Origin of the sequence: Pseudobacteriovorax antillogorgiicola, assembly GCF_900177345.1 — a bacterium.
GTDB classification, from domain to species: domain Bacteria; phylum Bdellovibrionota_B; class Oligoflexia; order Oligoflexales; family Oligoflexaceae; genus Pseudobacteriovorax; species Pseudobacteriovorax antillogorgiicola.
This window is the reverse complement of the sequence record NZ_FWZT01000023.1, coordinates 45,121-59,464: the sequence shown is the minus strand read 5'-3', so window position 1 is coordinate 59,464 and position 14,344 is coordinate 45,121. Positions and strand designations below refer to the sequence as shown.

At 46.9% G+C, this 14,344-nt stretch carries 13 protein-coding genes; 7 read left to right on the top strand and 6 right to left on the bottom strand.

Features of this window, described 5'->3' with window-relative positions; translation table 11 throughout:
• The first annotated feature begins 28 nt into the window (after window positions 1-28).
• Window positions 29-3,637 (top strand): chromosome segregation protein SMC, encoded by a 3,609-nt coding sequence (gene smc / locus B9N89_RS24370; RefSeq protein ID WP_132323629.1) that lies wholly within the window; start codon window positions 29-31, stop codon window positions 3,635-3,637.
• Window positions 3,638-3,647: 10 nt separating this feature from the next.
• Here the strand turns inward: smc and B9N89_RS24365 are convergent, their stop codons facing one another.
• Window positions 3,648-3,908, bottom strand: coding sequence for a DUF493 family protein (locus tag B9N89_RS24365; RefSeq protein WP_132323627.1), 261 nt, complete (start codon window positions 3,906-3,908; stop codon window positions 3,648-3,650).
• Between the two features lie 103 nt (window positions 3,909-4,011).
• Between B9N89_RS24365 and B9N89_RS24360 the strand changes: the two genes are divergently transcribed.
• Complete coding sequence (locus B9N89_RS24360; RefSeq protein WP_132323625.1) at window positions 4,012-4,749, top strand: hypothetical protein; 738 nt, start codon at window positions 4,012-4,014, stop codon at window positions 4,747-4,749.
• On the opposite strand, the gene B9N89_RS24355 is transcribed toward B9N89_RS24360, so the two are convergent.
• Window positions 4,746-5,096, bottom strand: a complete 351-nt coding sequence (locus B9N89_RS24355; RefSeq protein ID WP_132323623.1) for a hypothetical protein — start codon at window positions 5,094-5,096, stop codon at window positions 4,746-4,748. The two genes, B9N89_RS24360 and B9N89_RS24355, sit on opposite strands and share 4 nt — an antisense overlap.
• A 189-nt stretch (window positions 5,097-5,285) precedes the next feature.
• The gene (gene rfaD, locus B9N89_RS24350; RefSeq protein ID WP_132323621.1) at window positions 5,286-6,263 is read right to left on the bottom strand and encodes an ADP-glyceromanno-heptose 6-epimerase; all 978 of its coding nucleotides are present in this window, start codon (window positions 6,261-6,263) and stop codon (window positions 5,286-5,288) included.
• 212 nt (window positions 6,264-6,475) lie between these two features.
• Here rfaD and B9N89_RS24345 point away from each other — a divergent pair, with 212 nt between their 5' ends.
• Window positions 6,476-7,726, top strand: a complete 1,251-nt coding sequence (locus B9N89_RS24345) for an aspartate kinase (RefSeq protein WP_132323619.1) — start codon at window positions 6,476-6,478, stop codon at window positions 7,724-7,726.
• A gap of 34 nt (window positions 7,727-7,760) precedes the next feature.
• Here the strand turns inward: B9N89_RS24345 and B9N89_RS24340 are convergent, their stop codons facing one another.
• The 3 genes from B9N89_RS24340 to B9N89_RS24330 all read right to left on the bottom strand — a co-directional run bounded on the left by B9N89_RS24340 (window position 7,761) and on the right by B9N89_RS24330 (window position 10,778).
• Window positions 7,761-8,267: a c-type cytochrome gene (locus tag B9N89_RS24340; RefSeq protein ID WP_132323617.1), complete on the bottom strand. Its 507-nt coding sequence runs from the start codon at window positions 8,265-8,267 to the stop codon at window positions 7,761-7,763.
• An 81-nt stretch (window positions 8,268-8,348) separates the two neighbouring features.
• Window positions 8,349-9,548, bottom strand: coding sequence for a hypothetical protein (locus B9N89_RS24335; RefSeq protein WP_132323615.1), 1,200 nt, complete (start codon window positions 9,546-9,548; stop codon window positions 8,349-8,351).
• A 6-nt stretch (window positions 9,549-9,554) separates the two neighbouring features.
• Entirely contained in the window at window positions 9,555-10,778 is a 1,224-nt protein-coding gene (locus B9N89_RS24330; protein ID WP_132323613.1) for a hypothetical protein, read from the bottom strand.
• 270 nt (window positions 10,779-11,048) lie between these two features.
• Here B9N89_RS24330 and B9N89_RS24325 point away from each other — a divergent pair, with 270 nt between their 5' ends.
• From B9N89_RS24325 to B9N89_RS24310, 4 genes are read left to right on the top strand one after another with little or no spacing between them, the layout of a single operon-like run.
• Window positions 11,049-11,735: a flagellar basal body-associated FliL family protein gene (locus B9N89_RS24325; protein ID WP_132323611.1), complete on the top strand. Its 687-nt coding sequence runs from the start codon at window positions 11,049-11,051 to the stop codon at window positions 11,733-11,735.
• Between the two features lie 12 nt (window positions 11,736-11,747).
• Window positions 11,748-12,731 (top strand): flagellar motor switch protein FliM, encoded by a 984-nt coding sequence (gene fliM / locus B9N89_RS24320; protein WP_132323609.1) that lies wholly within the window; start codon window positions 11,748-11,750, stop codon window positions 12,729-12,731.
• A 13-nt stretch (window positions 12,732-12,744) separates the two neighbouring features.
• Window positions 12,745-13,191 (top strand): flagellar motor switch protein FliN, encoded by a 447-nt coding sequence (fliN, locus tag B9N89_RS24315; protein ID WP_132323607.1) that lies wholly within the window; start codon window positions 12,745-12,747, stop codon window positions 13,189-13,191.
• A gap of 2 nt (window positions 13,192-13,193) precedes the next feature.
• The gene (locus B9N89_RS24310) at window positions 13,194-14,339 is read left to right on the top strand and encodes a flagellar biosynthetic protein FliO (protein ID WP_132323605.1); all 1,146 of its coding nucleotides are present in this window, start codon (window positions 13,194-13,196) and stop codon (window positions 14,337-14,339) included.
• The last annotated feature ends 5 nt before the right edge of the window (window positions 14,340-14,344 follow it).

Here is a 14,344-nt window from a genome sequence, read left to right as displayed (position 1 = left end):
TTGTTTTCTTTGAACACGGTTTCTGTCTATGCACTTAAAAAAGCTGATCGTCTCTGGATTTAAATCTTTCGCTGACAAAGTGACCCTGAATTTTAATGAAGGCATCACGGGAATTGTCGGTCCAAATGGCTCCGGCAAATCAAATGTGATCGATTCCGTTCGCTGGGTCATGGGAGAGCAGAACGCTAAGCATCTCCGCGGCCAGGTTGCTACGGACATTATCTTTGCTGGCTCTCACAAGCGAAAGGCCCTCGGCATGGCTGAGGTAACCTTGGTTTTCGATAATTCAGATAGCAGCCCATTTTGCCCGCCAGAATACCGTCATGAAACCGAAATCGCCTTATCTCGCCGCCTTTATGTGGACGGACAACGGGAATACTTTATCAATAAAAAGCCCTGCCGGTTGAAAGACATCGTGGGCTTTTTTGCGACCACTGGCCTTGGCGGCCGCAGTTATTCAATGATCCAACAGGGTCAGGTCGATCGAATTCTAAATGCGAAGCCGGAAGATGTGCGCGAGATTCTAGAAGAAGCTGCGGGTACCATGGTTTTTAAAAACCGCCGTCAGGCGGCGCAGAAGAAGCTTGAAGCCACCATCGATAATCTCGATCGAATTGAAGATATCGTGACCGAGCTTGAGCGACAGCTCGAAGCCTTGCAAGGCCAGGTTGAAAAAGCTGAAAAGTGGAAAGGCTTATCGGATCGCTTAAAAGAGCAAGAACTGAATCTTTTTGGTCATAATTTTTTTCACTACACCGGTAAGCTCCAAGAGCTGACATTGAAGCTGGAAAAAGATACCGATGTTGAAATCGAAACCTCGAATGACATTGGCAAGCTTGATGTTCGCGTCCAAGAATTGCAGCAAGCTCTCGCTGAAGCAGATCCAGAGCTGGATCAGATTCGCGAAGATATTTCTATATTGCGAGAGCAGATCGCGCGGGCTGAGGGATCGATTTCCTCAGCGATGGCAGCGCTAGAGTCTGGCGAAAAACGCTTGATTGAACTTGATGAATCACTCGATAGCGAAGATCAGGGTTTAGACATCCTGAGGCAGCAAGTCGAACGTATTATGACGGAATATGATCAGGCTCAGGAAAATCTTCAGCAATGCCGCGATGTGATTGAGTCTTTTCGGTATGAAGTTGAGCAAGTTGAAGAGTCGGCGCTGGTCTTTGAGAATAAGTCAGAGGATTTGAGTGATCAAATTCGTAACTTGGACCGACTTTTGGAAAGCAATGGTCTGCGATGTGAATCCATCGAGCGAGAAAGAACGCGAATCACGGGAGATGTTGGGGAGCGCCGCGCACGAATTGACCAGCTTCGCGAAGATCTCAGTCAGATGAATAGCAAGGTAAGTCTATTCGAAGAAAGCGTCTCTGAAAAGCAAGCTTTCCTAGATGAAGGGATCGCTGAGAAGCAGGCCTTAGAGGAGCAGATCGAAGAAATTCGTCGCTCGTTGGATAATCGAAGGGCCGAGCGAGAGAGCTTTCGTGAGCAGTACTTCGACTATCGCGCTCGCTTTAATTCACTGAAAGCCTTGGAAGATCAATCAGACTCCATCACTGAAACCCTCGAAAAGGTCGCCGAACATAACTCTGAGCTGGGCTCCATATCGATTCTTACCGACCTGATCCAGTACGCCGATGGCCGGCATGATCTCTCTCAGGGAGTGCGATCAGCATTCGAAATTTGGGCTGAACGAGCGGTTGTCAAAGGCTACGAACAATTGCAGCAGCTGGCCGGAGTGATGAGTGAGCATGGGATTGGTAATTTACCAGTTTCACTACTTTCACTTGAGCCTGTGGCCGCACCGCAAATCCCTCATCTAGAAGCTTTGAAGCCTTATCTGGCCTGTGCTGAAGGTGTGAGTGGGATCGATCGCTTGGTCGATCGGCTTTACTTCGTGCGCGACGACATTGCTCTTAAAAGTTTTGCTGATGATATTCCACCAGGAATTATCGTTTTTACCAGCCGTGGCCTAATCCTTTCAGGGCAATCTGATTTTGTGATCCGGGCTGGCGCACAAGGGCAGGGTAAACTATCCAGAAAAGCCGAGATTGAACAACTTGGGGAACAGATCACTCATGTTGAGGCTGAGATAGCTACCATTGATGGTGCTTTGGAGCAGTTGCAGTTCGATCAAGATGAATTGAAAGACAAGATTCGAGAGATTGAAGACGATATCGGCTCTCGGAATAAAGATGCTCTAAGCTTGATGTCTGATCTACAAAGCTGTAAGCAGAATCGAGACCACGTCCTTGAGTTGAAAGAAGATGCGGAACGAATGCTGGAGGAGCATCTGACCCGTGATCGTAGCTTGGTCCATGAGCTCGAAGAACTTGGCGAAGCCCGCATATCGATCGGTCAAGAGAAGGAAGAGCTTTCGGCAGAGATCGAGTCGCTCCAAGAGGAGTTCGAGGCCATTGGAGAACGCAAAGAAGAGGTTCGTCGCATGCAACAACGGCATGAGGTGGATCTGGCGAAGTATGAAACCAAAGTCCAAGCCCTCAAAGACTCTCACGAACAAAGTTCAGCCCAGCTAATGCGCTCCGAAGCTTCGTTGACAAAGCGTAAAGATGAGCGGGTTAAAATTGAGACTCAGATTGAAGACGCAGAAAAGCAGAAGGCTCAAAGTCGACAAGAGATGGAGTCCTATCTTTATCGCCGTGATGAGCTTGAAGAAGAGCTAAATGTTCGTCGAGAACGAAGCTCTGGAATCCTAGACGAGCTAAAAGCAGTAGAAGATCAGCTAAAAGAAGCCCGCAAGAAGCAATCGACCTTGCAAACGGATAAGGCTAAGACCCATGGTGAGATCGAGCGGCTCCGAACTGTTGTTAAGGGGCTCTTGGAGCAAGCCCAAGAGAAGTATCAGATTAACTTGATGGATCATAAGATCGATTATCAAGCTGATTTTGATGCAGAGTCTGTGCAAAAAGAAGTGCAGAGCCTGAGAGCACAAATTGAAGCCTTAGGTGGCATCAATATGGTTGCGATTGATGAATACAAGCGTTTAAAAGAGCGTTACGAATTTATTCAGAGCCAAAAAGAAGAGGTGTCGGGTAGTATTCTGCTTTTGGAAGAGGCTATTTCCGAAATCGAAGATACATCGCGAGAAAAGTTTGCAGCAATCTTTGAAACGGTCAATCATAACTTTACCGAACTTTTTCCAATCCTCTTTCCAGGTGGTGAAGCGAAGCTACAGCTTGTAGAAGGGGAAGATATTCTCAATGCCGGTGTTGAAATTATGGTGAGGATGCCCGGCAAGACACCACGGAGCATGACTCTGTATTCCGGTGGTGAAAAAGCTCTCACAGCGATCTCCTTGATCTTTGCTCTGCTTAAAACCAAGCCTACACCCTTCTGCTTCCTAGATGAGGTCGATGCGCCGTTGGATGAGGCCAATGTGGGGCGCTATAATAAGGTTCTCGAAGCCTTATCCGATCGCTTCCAGTTTATTGTTATCACTCACAACCGCCGAACTATGGAAGTTCTTGATCAGCTCTACGGGGTCACGATGCAAGAAGGTGGTGTGTCGACGGTTGTTGGAGTCGATATGCAGAAGGATCTGCCAGCTCACCTGCGCAAAGCCTTCAAGCAAGAAGGTAATCGCGCTGTTGAAGGTGCCAGCGCAAACTAGGAATTTAGGATTAGAGGCTGATAACGCCTTTGATCGCCGACACCCGTTTATAAGCATCAACCACATGATCTGGTGTTTCCATCATAGATTTGATGGTGACAGATACGTATTTGCCAGTTGAAGAAAGCTTTTCCGAAATTTCTCCCATCGGAGCGAGAGATAGCAAAGAGCCTTTCTTATCCTTTGGGACTACAAACTTAAAGGTGTAGCTTGCAGGCCAGTCGTACCCTTCTTCGAGTCGGTCGCGGAACTGCTCATAGGTTTGATCCATAATATACCCTCTAAAATTACCTGCAAAATTAGTAGTTTAGCCTGCAGTTTAACTGCAATAATGACATGGTGTACAATATTAGGGGAGCTGGGGAGGAAAATCAATGCTTATCCGATCACTTATAGTAATATTGGGCTTTTGGCTACAAGCGTGCGATCAGCCAGATGAGCCAGTGGCCGGTGCGGTCAGTGGTCTTTCTGGGTTTTGGCAGGGTATTATCAAAACGGTAAGTGGTAGCAGCGAGCAGGTTACTGATATCACCCTAAATCTAGATTCCAATGAGACCTTTACCCTTACCAAAATCAGAACCCAGGACGAGGCAACTGGAACCTACGACGAGTTTCCCCAGCTACGGTCTTTAACCTTAAGGGTGGAAGCCTCACAGGTGGAGGAGCTGGCTCTGGCAGGAGGGATAAGAGATTTTGAGTACCAGCTTTTCGACGGAGAGTTGCTGCTCAATTCGAGGGATAGTATTGTCCGCCTAAAGAGGCCCAAAGAGGGTGACGCAGAAGCTTTGAATACGGTGTGGCAGTGTCTTCAAGATCAGCTTTCGTGGCAGCTTACCTTTGCGGGAGGGCAGTTTGTGCTTTATCTGGAAAATCTTGACGGTGCTTCAGTTTTCATGAAGGGCGGCTATTCTGTTGAATCCCGGGATGATGATGAAGCAGAACAAAGGATCGTGCTGTTTGTAGAAGATGCTCAGCCAGTGAGAGCCTTTGACCAGCTCACTGGCACGATGACTTACGAAGATGGCTTTGTCGTGAGAATCGATTTGACTCCCCAAAAGCAGAGTGGCGAAACTTTAGGCGCCATGGAATGCATGCAGCTACCGTCAAGCTAGCCTTCAAGCTTATTCACAATGGTTTCAATAAAAGATTCCGGTGAGTCGTAGAACTCGCGGAATGCGTAGGTATCGGTAAACCACTCAGAAATTGGGTCGGCCTCACCATCCTTAACCATCTGAACCACCTGTGGATAGGTGCCTGAAAGGTCGACCAAGCGACTCACGACTCCAGTAGCCTCTTGTCGTGTTGGTGGATACTTTTTTCTAAGATAGCGAATGGTCAAGCTCACCAGCACTTCGTCGAGCTGATTGATAATGTTGTAGCACTCTGAGGATGGTAGGGTGCCTTCTTCGATACCAGTGAGGAGGCGTACACCCTCGCGGATTTGACTGGTGATATCCATAACAAGATCTCCATGACTGTGAGGTTGATAGGGTTAACCGAGAATTACGAGTAACCGCCAGGGCTGCTTCATCAAATCACGATTTTGTAGTGATTTAAGGAGAGCTATCACTAACTGATCCAAAAGCAGAATGGAAGCTGAAATTCGAGAAGAATCATGCTTCCTCAGGCGATTGGATCATCATTAACCTTATAGGAAGCGATCACCCTCTTCCAGGTAGTTTTGGACATAGTCCTTAACCCCAGCTTCGAGGCTGTGGAACGGAGCGTCATAGCCTGCTTCGTTGCGGAGCTTTTGAAGATCGGCCTCGGTGAAGTACTGGTACTGGTTTTTAATGTTGTCTGGCATTTCAATCCAGGTAAACTTTTCCTCAGTATTTAGCGCAGAAAAGACGGCGCGCCCCAGATCTGCGAAACTTCGAGCTTGCCCCGTGCCGAGGTTGTAAATTCCAGACTGGCCTTGCTTGCCGTTTTGCCAAAGGTGGATCATAACGTTGACGACGTCTTTTACATAAACAAAGTCTCGCATCTGCTCCCCATGGCCAATCCCCTCTTTGTAGGATTTGAAAAGCTTTAGGCTGCCGCTATGCTTAATTTGGGGATAAGCGTGAAAAACAACGCTGGCCTGCGAACCCTTGTGGTACTCCTGAGGGCCATAGACGTTAAAAAACTTCAGTCCGAACCACTGCGAAGGGCTAGAGACTTGATGCAATGCCCAGCGATCGAACAGCTGTTTGCTCCAACCATACTTATTGATAGGTCTCAAAGAGTCGATCTGATTGTGTTGATCGGAAAAATCATTATCCTTTGACCCATAGGTCGCGGCTGAAGATGCGTAGATAAATGGAATGTCTTTCCTTGCGCAGAACGACCACAGGGACTGGCTATAATGGACGTTGTTGCTCATCAAAAAGTCGGCGTCTCGCTCTGTAGTCGATGAACAAGCACCCATATGAAAAACTGCCTCCACTTGGTCACCATTCTTCTCAAGCCACGGCAAGAACTCATCGATGCTTAGATTGAAGGCCACGTCTCGCTTGACCAAATTACGCCACTTTTCACCCATCCCCAACTTGTCCACAGAGACAATTTGCTGCTCTCCGATCTCGTTGAGAGCCCATATCAGTGCACTGCCAATAAAGCCAGCTCCTCCAGTGACTACAATCATGATGGTTTCCTTAATAATGTGTAAAAAAATTCCTAGAGTACCACCGAGGCGTCAGTTGCAAGCCTAAATGGACTAGTATATACCTTCAGCTGATAGCGAGACAAGCTAACAGGTTATAAAGCAATTACGCAATAGCAGCGTTGCTTCCCTATCTTTTAACGGGGGGATGCCTACGGAGTTGCAGCATCCCCAAGCCAGAGTGAGGCTAGAGTATGTATTCAGAAAGCGATCATCGCCCCATTGTTCAGAAGTACGGAGGCACCTCAGTCGGCAATGTCGACCGGATAAAACACATCGCCAAACGAGTCAGCGAGCAAGTGGAACAGGGTTACCAGAAGATTGCCATCGTCGTGAGCGCCATGTCAGGAGAAACAAATCGGCTGGTAGGTCTTGTTGGCGATATTAATCCGAAAGCACCAGCAAAACACTATGATTTGGCCGTGTCAGCTGGTGAACAAGTATCTGTGGCATTGATGGCATCGGCACTTGAAGCAGAGGGAGTTTCTGCCAGAGGCTTCACAGCCTACCAGCTGGGTATTGTTACAGATGAGTACCACTCCCAAGCACGGATTCAAGAAATCGATTGTCGCAAGTTGTTTGATGTTTGGGAAAGAGGTGAAATTCCTGTGATAGCAGGCTTTCAGGGCATTACGCGGCAGGGTGAAATCACAACTCTCGGGCGAGGCGGGAGCGACACCTCCGCTGTGGCCCTGGCGGTCGCTCTTGATGCTGCTTTTTGCGAAATCAACACTGATGTGGACGGCGTTTTTACTGCAGACCCTAGGGTCGTGCCCAATGCCCGGCTGAATCTTGAGATGGACTTTGAGGTTGCCCTTGAAATGGCGTCTCTGGGCAGCAAAGTCTTGCATGCTCGCTGTGTGGAGTTGGGTGCAAAATATCGAATGCCCATTGTTGTTCGCAATACCTTCAAAGAAAACGATTCAGATAGGACTAAAATTATGAGTTTTAACGATCAGCAGAGACTAGAGGCACCGGTGGTTTCAGGAGTAACTTTAGCGCGGGATGTGGTCCGTATGACAGTAGACTGCATGCCCCCCGATCAGCGGCTGGTTTCAGGGCTATTTGAGAATATTGCTGAGGCGGGGGTGAATGTTGACATTATTGTTCATAACCGATCGGATCGCCGCGACGCTATGCGTCTTGGGTTCTCTATCGGTCGCTCTGATTTAGGAAAGACTCTGGAAATCCTGGATGCTTGGAAAGGTGGAGTCTCTGCTGAACCCATGATTGATCATGAAGAAGGGCTTGCCAAAGTATCTGTTGTGGGGCTTGGGATGCAAAGCCATCCTGGGGTTGCGAGCCGGTGTTTTGCGGTTTTGTCGGAACGGGATATAAACATTCACATGATCTCGACCTCTGAGATCAAAATATCTTGTGTGATTTCGGAAGGGCAAGCAGACCTGGCAGCTCAGGCATTGCATGAGGCTTTTTTAGACGAGTAAACAAAAGTGAGAGGGCAGGCGAAGCTGCCTCCCGTTACTTTTTCATGCTTCGAATATAGGCGACCATTTGTTCAATCTCTTCGTCGCTTACCACTGCGCCCCATGGAGCCATGGTTGCGCTAAGGCCGACAGCTGCACCACCTTCTTTAATGACTTTTGCAATCCGCGCATCGTCCACTGAGTCTTGCCATGCAGGATCGGTTAAATTACGAGGTTTGGGATTCATAGCCATTGCTGCAGGACCATCGGCAGCTCCATTCGCGCCGTGACAAGCAACACAGAACTGCTGATACTTTTTAACGCCCGCATTGTCTTGAGATGCGACCGCTGCACCAGCGCTCTCTTCCTTAACTTCTTCAACTTTAGGAAGGCTGCCATCGTCGTTCAGGGTTTTCTTTGGAGCATTACCAAGATCTTGTTCTTGTTGGAAGCGCTCCTGATCTGGCCGAGGGTTATGTTGTTCCGTACAGGCGTTACAGCCAGTCAGTGTGAGAATGCCTAGAACGGCGGCAAGTTCAACCAGTCTCTGACGAAGTTTCATTGTATCTCCCAAAAAGCGTTTGTAATAGCCGAGCCTTTATAGCACAGGCTGTGGAACTACCTAACAAAAAAAATCAGTCATTCACAGCTTAAAATAAAGCCTCGCAGCAAAAGCGTCAAAACTTTGATTTTCTGGACGAAAGCTCATGACACCATCAAAATTGAAGATCTCATATAGTTTGTCATAGGAACTGTTATAGTAGTCAATGCCAAAATAGAGACTTTCGCCATAGTCGCTGCCGAAAGTTACTGTCACAACGTGGCGACGAAGCTGATCAGTTACTTGGTCACTTTGGCAAGTGGGGTCGACTTGGGTCTTGCAGAAGGAAAAAATGTCATGGCGCGCATGGAGCACTTCCATCTCGAATCCTGAAGCCACAATGAACTGGTCTAGAATGCGATAGGAAGCAAAGCTTGAAAGCGCTAAACGCTGAAGGCTTGAAGATGACTTATCTTGTTCGTAGAACCCGTGAATCGGGTCTAGGGATGAGGGCAGCGTTAGATCTAGGTCTACGCTGGCATTTGCATCGCTAGTTCGAAACCATTGTAGAGCTATACCTCCTCGCAGGCCACGAGCCTCTTGGCCGCTACCGTCAGTCCACAAGGAGGCTTGGATGCGTTGCTTTCTAAAGCCTGGAATGTCGCTATCTCGATTTTCACTCAACCATCGTATAGGCATCGCTGTGGAAGGGCTTTGATTGATCGTACCTTCAAGGTGAAACCAAGAGGAGGGAGATAATTGATAGCTCAATCCTTGGTACAGAAAATAGGAATCACTCTGTGGAGTGAAGGTGCCTTCGCCTGTTCCCAATACTGCTTGCCAACGCCAAGATTCATATCGAGAGGATCTTTGAATCGCCAGTTGCGACCAGGGTCGTTCAAAGAGCGTGAGTGCGCTGCTGTGTTTGGAAAACTCTACAAAGCGACCTAAGGAAGGATTCACGGAAATCTGATAGGCTGTGCTTGAGTTTAATTGGTACCCGACTCCTGCCTCAGCGATACCCAGAATCAATCTGTCATCAGCTGTCCATGAAGGAGTCGTGTAGTTTTTATTCAGTCTATAGCGAGGCTTCGGGTAGGCTCCACCTGGATAAGCGATAGAAAGATCTCCAAACCAGTTTTGTCCCCGATGAGTGAAATCTATTTCTAGATAACTGAGATCTGCGCTGGTTCCATTACTGTTGCTACGATGACTAAGATCAATGGCCACCCTCATAGCGATCGAGGCCTTGAGGATGCCTGGGAACATTGTAGTAAATGCCAGCAGCAATACTCGCTTCATAAAGCCTCAAAGAACATAGTAGCTCAGTTGTACACCAAGGCGATTTAGGCGATTGATCGTTTCATCATTGATAATAAATCCACCATTACTAACACCTGCTTCTTCAACATCTCGAACTTCATCTGTGAGAACAACGGCAATCTTTAAATGATCATAGAGATGAGCTTGATAGCCGAGATCGAATTGATATCCAGAGTGAATTTCCTTTTCGCCAAAGTCTGATCCGAGGGGGCGTTGTGAAACACCATGTGAGATGCCAGTGAAGAACGATCGTGAGCGGGATGCCAGATAGCTCAGTTTGATTGTCTGGCTTAATTGTTCGAGTTCGGGGTAGTTCCCTTGCGATACGCTCCAACGTTCTTTGGAGTAGCGGAGATTATAGGAAAAGGAAAGTCTTTGCTTGCTAAAATAGAAGTCGCTCATGGAAGCTGCTGAAGCCATGAGGCGACTCTTTCGACCAAAGTCTACCTTAGTGTCCATATAGCCTGAAAATAGTTCGAAAGTGTGGCTTCGATTGGGCCTATAGGATCCAATAAAGCCGACTCCCGTGTGAGGGTCATTGGCAACAGGGGCAGTGTCGGAGCTTCGATCTCCATATGAGAGCTTCTCGTGACGATCGTCAGTTGTTTCCAAAGTAAAGAGGGAAAAGTGGTAGCGAGGAGGTTCAATGTTTTCTAGGTTCTGACTCAGATCCTGACTCGACTCCCAAGCGATTGCAAAGCTGCTAAATTTCCTGGGAAACCAAACTTGAAGTCCGAAGTCTAGAGGGCTTTCGTAAGCCTCGCGATTGCGATAGGCGTAATCCACAACCCCATAGGAAACGTTAAAATTCTTGGTTTTAAGAAAGCCGATTTCATAGGTATCAAGAAGCTTTAGGGCTGCTGGGTTGCGGTAGTTGGTGCCTGATCGGGTATCGAGTTCCAGTTGTACTTGGTCTTGATCTTGTTGGCGTTCTAGCCCTGCATCAGGGCGCAAACGCATGCTTAAGTAGGAAAATTGGTGTTTGAATTGGAGGTCGATAAACACCCTCTGGAGACCTAAGGTGCGGTTGCCACCTTGGGAACTAGTTTGAGATTGGGTGTTGATGACAGAAAGATTTAAATTATCCCCGCTTGGACTGTCACTATAAATAAACTGAGCACCGGCGCTATAGTGGAAATCCAGATCGGGACTTGCTGCTAGTAGGATACTTGGAACAAAGAACGTTCCCAAAGCTATAATTAGTTTCATCAGTTTAAACCGTGTCAAAAATAAGACTATCAACTCATTGACGTTGTCAATATTCTGACTTGCCCGTCAAAGATCCGACAACATGCGGCTTTATCATATCCGCTAAAATGGAAAAATTCCTAGTCTTTATCCTAAGATCTCGCGAATGGAAGCCTAAGTCTTTAATGAGTCTCCGAAAAAGACCCAAAGTCCAGAGATGTTCAAGTACTACTTGGCATATGTCAATGGCATCTATCTTGAACTGTGGTCATATGGACAAGGGAGGTATTGATGGCTGACGAAGAGAAAGATGAAGCTCCCGCCGAAGCTCCGGCCGAAGGTGGCGGTGAAGACGATTCCGGTGGTGGTAAGAAAAAACTCCTGATTATCGCGATCATTGCATTAGTTCTCGTTCTTGGCGGTGGTGTAGGGGCATTTTTTATGCTGAGTGGTGGTGACGAGGGCCAAGAAAAAGAAGTTGCCACAGAAGTCAATGAAGAGGCTACTGCAGATCCGGCTCCTGAAGACGGTGCAGAAGAAGCTGGCGATGATGGTGAGGAGAAGGCTGAAGGCGAAGCGAAAGAAGGCGCGCCCACTGAAGGCGAGGGTGCTAAGTCAGCTGAGGGAACTCAGGGTCAAACACCAGCTAAAAGTGAGGAAGACCTAGGAATCGATTTCGGCGATACCTATCAGATGAAAACATTCAATTTGAACTTGGGTAATGCTTTAGAAAATCGCTTCGTTCGCCTTGAAGTGACACTTGAATTTTCAGGTGGAGAAAAGCAAAAAAAGGAAATTACAAAGCGACTTCCTCAGTTAAGGGACGCAGTGATCAGCGTTGTGAGTCGGAAGACAAGAGAGTTTTTACTTGCTCCTGATGGTAAAGATGCGCTTCGCAAAGAGATTTTGATCAGAATTAATCGCTATATGAAGCAGAAAATCGATGCTGTTTATATAACGGATATACTTATTGAATAAGGGTGTCGCTATATGAGTCAGGTGTTATCTCAAAGTGAAGTTGATGCACTCTTATCTGCGGTGTCGGACAATCGTGTTGATGCAGATGATGATGGTGGCGATGAGGGCCTTCAAAGTGGTGTTGTCCAATATGATCTGGCGAATCAAGACCGTATCATCCGTGGTCGTATGCCGACCTTGGATATTATTCACGATCGATTTATTCGACTCTTTCGTGTGACCCTATCAAACTCTTTAAGAAAAATGGCGAACCTGAGTGTAAACTCCACAGGGCCACTCAAATTCTCTGAATTTATGAATTCTCTACCCTTGCCTTCATGTTTGAATATTTTGAGGTTGGACCCTCTTCGTGGGGCAGCCGTGATGGTGATTGAATCAAAGCTTCTCTATGCTTTGGTTGATAGTTTTTTTGGTGGCAACGACGTTCCCTATACAAAGATCGAAGGCAAGGATTTCACGCAGATCGAAATCAAGATTGCTCGAAGGGTTGTTTTGTCAGCAATTGATGATTTGGAGAAAGCTTGGGAGCCTGTCTATCCCCTAAAAATCGGCTACAGTCGAACTGAAATCAACCCACAATTCGTTGCTGTTGTTCCGCCTTCAGATGTCGTCATCGCAACAACTTTTGATGTTGAGCTTGAAAAAGTATCAGGCACTATAAAGATTGTGATTCCCTATTCTACCTTAGAGCCCATTAAATCCAAATTGTCGGTAGGTTTTCAGAGTGAGCAGCTGGAAGTTGACTTTATCTGGATCAATAGGGTGAAAGAGCAGATCATGCAGACAACTGCCAATTTAGTTGTCAAACTTGGGGAAGCTAACATCCAGCTGCGGGACATTATGAATCTTGAGATTGGCGATATCATTCAGCTTGATACCGACGCAACCATGCCTCTCGATGTTCTAGTGGAAGGAGTGCCCAAATTTAAAGGTATTCCTGGGCTTCTCAAAGGCAATCGAGCCATTCGAGTAACTGAATCCATGTTTGATTTATAGGTGAGGGAATATCATGGCATCTGATGATCTAAATGCAGAAGACTTTGGGCTCGGGAGTGATTTCGACGATGCCTTAGCTCAGGCTTCTGGTGACGGCGGCGATGGTGGTGGAGGCGGAGGCGGAGGTGGTGGTGACGATGACAAAGGTGTAGTCATGACTGCCGAGGACTCTCGTCTTGCGCGGACAGATTTCTCAAAACTAAAAATGATCCTGGATGTTCCTCTTAAGGTATCGGTCGAGTTGGGACGGACCAAGATGCTCGTCAATGACTTGCTTCAGTTGGGCCAAGGATCTGTAATTGAACTGGACAAAATTGCCGGTGAGCCGATGGAAATTCTGATCAATGACAAGCTTGTCGCCATGGGTGAGGTTGTTGTTGTGAACGAGAAATTTGGTGTTCGATTAACCGATGTTGTCTCTCAGTTTGGTCTGGGTGATCTAAGTCAGCAAGAGGGATAAAGATGAAAGTGTTGCAACTAGTTACGATGATAGTTTTGGTCATTGGTATGGAACTTCATGCCAGTAGTAAGACTTTTGAAGTGAGTGCCGTGAAAACTGATGTCGATGATCAATCGAGTCTAATCTCGATCCTTTACAAGGATGGTGTGCCAAAAAAAGATGTTACTATTGAAGAGCATGGGACGTTTATTCAGGTGAAGGTGCCTGCTACAACAGTCTTGGAACCAGGGAAATTTTATGATTCCAAAGGTCCATACTTTCGAAAGATTGCTACCTTTCAAATTGACGAACAGACTGCGGGTATTCGAATGTTTGTCACTCAAGAAACCAAAAGCCTTATCGGCTCACTAACAACAGAGTTCCTAAATGATAGACTTCTTATTCATCTCGACCATAAAACTGTAAAACCTGTTCATATAGACGACTCACCCCCTGTTGGTGAGGTCATAGCTCGTACCAAAGTCCGGCACGATATTGAAGATCCTGCCAAAAAGATTAGAGAAGCTCAATCGGATTCTTCTAAAAATGAAGCTGATATGCTTGGGGAAGAATTACACGAAAAGCTGATCTATATAACGATCATTGGTGGTGGATTTTTAATGTTGTTCTTTATGAGTCTAACCATTCGGCGACTCATAGCCAAAACTGGTCTTCCTCGTCCTGATGGTAAAGCTGTACCGATGAGAACGGTTGCCAGCTATTCGTTGGCTCCGAAGCAAAATTTGACTCTAGTCGAAGTAGGCCGCCATCAAGTCCTGTTGGGTGTGTCCCCTGATGGCATCAATTATCTCACTTCGATTCCCCCTGATCAGCCCTCTTCTGTAGGCCCGTCTCATGATTCCCTATCGTATGTAAGGAGATCTGAGTCCCCCTTGCTAAACCAAACGAAAGCACCCCTTGGGGGCCAGAAGCCTATGAACTCAAATCCAGCTATGGAGACTATGAACCCTGTCAATCGAGTGATGAAGAAAGTTGCCAAAGAAGCGGAAAAGGGGAAAAGAAACGAACCCCAGATGAACCGAGATCAGGGGCAAGAGTACGAGGGTGTGAAAACTAGCTTTAGTACGCAAAAGAGTGGGGACTCAAGATCGATAGAAGATGTAACAAACTTAATCCGTAGCAAGCTAAAAAACTTGCCCTCAGTGTGAGGTTT

Coding starts and splice junctions, on each gene's coding strand:
- smc (WP_132323629.1), top strand. CDS start 29: ATGCACTTAAAAAAGCTGATCGTCTCTGGATTTAAATCTTTCGCTGAC.
- B9N89_RS24365 (WP_132323627.1), bottom strand. CDS start 3,908: ATGGATCAAACCTATGAGCAGTTCCGCGACCGACTCGAAGAAGGGTAC.
- B9N89_RS24360 (WP_132323625.1), top strand. CDS start 4,012: ATGCTTATCCGATCACTTATAGTAATATTGGGCTTTTGGCTACAAGCG.
- B9N89_RS24355 (WP_132323623.1), bottom strand. CDS start 5,096: ATGGATATCACCAGTCAAATCCGCGAGGGTGTACGCCTCCTCACTGGT.
- rfaD (WP_132323621.1), bottom strand. CDS start 6,263: ATGATTGTAGTCACTGGAGGAGCTGGCTTTATTGGCAGTGCACTGATA.
- B9N89_RS24345 (WP_132323619.1), top strand. CDS start 6,476: ATGTATTCAGAAAGCGATCATCGCCCCATTGTTCAGAAGTACGGAGGC.
- B9N89_RS24340 (WP_132323617.1), bottom strand. CDS start 8,267: ATGAAACTTCGTCAGAGACTGGTTGAACTTGCCGCCGTTCTAGGCATT.
- B9N89_RS24335 (WP_132323615.1), bottom strand. CDS start 9,548: ATGAAGCGAGTATTGCTGCTGGCATTTACTACAATGTTCCCAGGCATC.
- B9N89_RS24330 (WP_132323613.1), bottom strand. CDS start 10,778: ATGAAACTAATTATAGCTTTGGGAACGTTCTTTGTTCCAAGTATCCTA.
- B9N89_RS24325 (WP_132323611.1), top strand. CDS start 11,049: ATGGCTGACGAAGAGAAAGATGAAGCTCCCGCCGAAGCTCCGGCCGAA.
- fliM (WP_132323609.1), top strand. CDS start 11,748: ATGAGTCAGGTGTTATCTCAAAGTGAAGTTGATGCACTCTTATCTGCG.
- fliN (WP_132323607.1), top strand. CDS start 12,745: ATGGCATCTGATGATCTAAATGCAGAAGACTTTGGGCTCGGGAGTGAT.
- B9N89_RS24310 (WP_132323605.1), top strand. CDS start 13,194: ATGAAAGTGTTGCAACTAGTTACGATGATAGTTTTGGTCATTGGTATG.